Source organism: Schleiferilactobacillus shenzhenensis LY-73 (assembly GCF_000469325.1).
Classification (GTDB): Bacteria; Bacillota; Bacilli; order Lactobacillales; family Lactobacillaceae; genus Schleiferilactobacillus; species Schleiferilactobacillus shenzhenensis.
In genome coordinates this window covers 115642-119150 of record NZ_KI271584.1, presented here as the reverse complement: position 1 = coordinate 119150, position 3509 = coordinate 115642, and the positions used below count along the sequence as shown (strand labels likewise).

At 62.9% G+C, this 3509-nt stretch carries 2 protein-coding genes; both read left to right on the top strand.

All coding sequences use genetic code 11. From position 1 onward, the window contains the following. Positions 1 to 113: 113 nt before the first annotated feature. Positions 114 to 1376, top strand: a complete 1263-nt coding sequence (locus L248_RS04075; RefSeq protein WP_022528815.1) for a methionine gamma-lyase family protein — start codon at positions 114 to 116, stop codon at positions 1374 to 1376. Positions 1377 to 1414: 38 nt separating this feature from the next. After that, a complete protein-coding gene (locus L248_RS04070; protein ID WP_022528814.1) occupies positions 1415 to 3487 on the top strand; it encodes an Orn/Lys/Arg family decarboxylase in 2073 nt (690 codons plus the stop codon). Positions 3488 to 3509 lie beyond the last annotated feature (22 nt).

The window sequence follows — 3509 nt, the reverse complement described above, 5'->3', positions numbered from 1 at the left end:
CGTTTTGCCGGAGCTTGCGGAGCTTTGGCACGGCGTCGAGGGAGAATTTTGTCCCAGGCCCTTTTCTATGTCAGCTAAACCAGCCGGCCGCGACCTGCACCGAACACAACACAATGGAAAAATGGGAAGATGAATTTGACCCCAAACTGGTCGCTTTAATGCACCAAACAGACGAGAAAATCGCGCCGCGCTTGGCCGCCATCGACGATCAGATCGTGCAAAACCAAGCCAAGGTTCTGAAAGCTTTTCAGAACCACCGAGTAGCCGAGAGCCATCTCTCCGGCTCCACCGGGTACGGCCACAACGACGAAGGCCGCGATGTCCTGGAGGCAGTCTACGCCGATGTCCTCGGCGGCGAGGACGCCTTGGTCCGGCCCCAGATCGTGTCCGGGACCCATGCGATTGGCGTCGCCTTGCTGGGCCTGGTCCGGCCGGGTGATGAGATCCTCTACATCACTGGCGAACCCTATGATACGCTGCAAGAAGTCCTGGGCATGGCCGGCAACGGCATCGGCAGCCCCAAGGAATATGGTATCGGGGCCGACTATGTCCCGTTGAAAGCCGACAACAGCGTGGATGTGCCGGCGGTGCAGAAACGCATCGGTGAGCACACCAAGGTCGTGGCCATCCAGCGTTCCCGCGGTTACGCCACCCGGCCGTCCTTCACCATTGCCCAGATCAAGGCGATGATCGCCGCGGTCCGAGCCGTCAAGCCGGATGTCTGGATTTTTGTGGACAACGCCTATGGCGAGTTTTCTGAAACCATTGAACCGCTGGACGTCGGGGCCGACCTGATGGCTGGATCCTTGTTCAAGAATCCGGGCGGCGGCATGGCCAAGACCGGCGGCTACATCGTCGGTAAGAAAGACCTCATCGAGCGGGTCAGCTACCGTCTGACGGTGCCCGGCATCGGCGGGGATGAAGGGGCCACCGTGGGCATGCTTTCTGACATGTTCCAGGGCTTCTTCATCGCGCCCCAGACTACCGGCAACGCCATTAAGGGCGCTATCTTCGAGTCGGCCTTGCTGGAGAGCCTGGGTCTGGACGTCGATCCAAAGTGGGATGCGCCGCGCACTGACTTGATCCAGACGGTCAACTTCGGCAACCCGGGGGACATGGTCAAGTTCGCTGAGGCCATTCAAGCCAGTTCGCCGGTGGATTCCTTCGTTACCCCGATCCCGGAGCATATGGCCGGGTACGAAGACGAAGTGATCATGGCCGGGGGCACCTTCGTCGCCGGCTCGACTATCGAGTTTTCCGGCGACGGCCCCATTCGGCCGCCATACACCATCTACATGCAGGGCGGCTTGACGTACGCCCACGTGAAGATCGCCACCATGCAGGCGGCCCAAAAGGTTTTCTTCGCTAACAAGTAACGCAGCAGGGGCTTTCAGGCCCCGCGGGAGGGACACATATGTTTCTGAAAATCGGCACCACGCCGTCATTGGCTCAGGCCCTGCACACCTTGCCGCTGACGGATATTGCTCAAACAGAGCTGGCGGGAATCAGCGCCGCGGTCGTTCAAGATACGGACGCCGCCGCACTCAAACGGTTGGCGGCCAGTCCGCTGCCCGTCCCCGTCTTCATCCTCGGGCAGCAGGCGCCGCCGACCCTTCCGGAGGCCGTGACCCTAGCCGACATTACACCAGCGGCAGTGCAGCAGATCAAGGCTGCCGCCAGCCAGTACGAACACGCCCAGATCCCACCCTATATCGCGGATCTGCTGAAGTTCGCCCAGGCGGACCCGACCACCTTTGCTACCCCCGGCCACCACGCTGGCCATTACGACGAACTGGCACCGGCGGGTTATCTGCTCAAGCAGGCTTACGGGCAGACCTTCTTCAGCAGCGACACCTCCGACGTGGTCACCGCGCTGGGCGACATGCTCACCCACGGCGGCACGCCGCTGACCGCCGAGCAGGCTGCCGCCAAGCTGTGGCACGCGGACAAGACCTACTTCGTCACGAACGGCACCACCGGTTCGAACAACATCGTCGCCAGCGCCCTGCTCCAGCCCGGCGATCTGGTCCTCTTCGACCGCAACAACCACAAGTCCGTCTACAATGGCGCCTTGGTCATGAGCGGCGCCATTCCGGTCTACCTGGATACGCTGCGCAGCGACCTGGGCCTGATCGGGCCGGTGGATCTGAAGGACGGTACGGAAGAAGGGCTGCGCAATTACATCCGGACTTTCGCCCCGAAACAAGCCGAGCGCGCCCGGCCGTTCCGCCTCGCGGCCCTTGAGCTGGAGACCTTCGACGGCATCGTCCCCGACGTCCGCCTGCTGCTCCAGCGCTTCGGCAAGCTGGTGGACTACATGCTCTTCGACGCCGCTTGGGGCGGTTACGAGCCCTTCATCCCGGCGATGCAGCCGATGGACCCGCTCCAGCTGCCGCTGGGGCCCGATGACCCGGGCATCATTGTCACCCAGTCCGTCCACAAGCAGCAGTCCGGCTTCGGCCAGACCTCCCAGATCCACAAGAGGGACAGCCACATCAAGGGCCAAGCCCGCTACGTCAGCCACGCCCAGTTCAACCACGCTTACCTCAAGCACGTCACCACCAGTTATTCTTACCCCCTGTACGCCTCGCTGGTGACGAACGTCGCACTGAACCAGGGCGCGGTGGGGAAGAAAATCTGGCGCCAAGCCCTGGCCGATTCCCTGGCCTTCCGCCGGGCACTGGACGATACCCAACTGTTCCGCGGCTACAACAGCCCGGCCCTGATCGATGCCGAGACTAAGACCGCGTACACCGATCCCCGGCAATGGGCCTTGGACCCGGCGGCGAAGTGGCACGGCATCCCGGATCTGGTCCCCGGCCAAGCCTATCTGGACCCCGGCAAAGTGACGGTTGTATTGCCCCACACCAAGAAACTCGGGGTGTCCGGCTGGGTCGTGGACCGCTATCTTTTGGACCACAATGTCGTTCCGGAGAAAGCCGACCCCAACTCGCTATTGTTCCTGGTCACCCCGGGCTCGCGGATGGTGGACTGGCGCCGATTGTTGGACGTCCTCAAGCAATTCGAAGCGGATTTCTTCAACGACCGGACCGTCACCGAGACGCTGCCCAAGCTGGTGGCCGAGACAGGTGACCGCTATGCTGGCATGACCCTGCGCCAGCTGGCCCAGGAACTGTCGGACTTCTTCCAGGACGAGCAGCTGGTCACCCGCCAGCGCTGGCTCTTCCAGAACAGCAACAACCGCGACCAGGTGATGAGCGCCGCCCAGGCGGACGCCGCCTTCGCCACCGGCCGCTACGAGACCGTTCCGCTCACGGCCAGCGCCGGCCGGGTCGCCGTGGAGGGCGCACTGCCTTATCCCCCGGGGATCTTCGTTGTTGTCCCGGGCGAGACCTGGACGCTGCCGGCCATCGACTACTTCCGTACCCTCTTCGCCGGCATCGCCCGCTTCCCGGGGTTCACCCCCGAGATCCAGGGGGTGTTCCCGGATGAGGATGGGGACGCCATGGTGCATGTTGCCAAGTAGTTCAGAAAGGGGAAGATTCGCT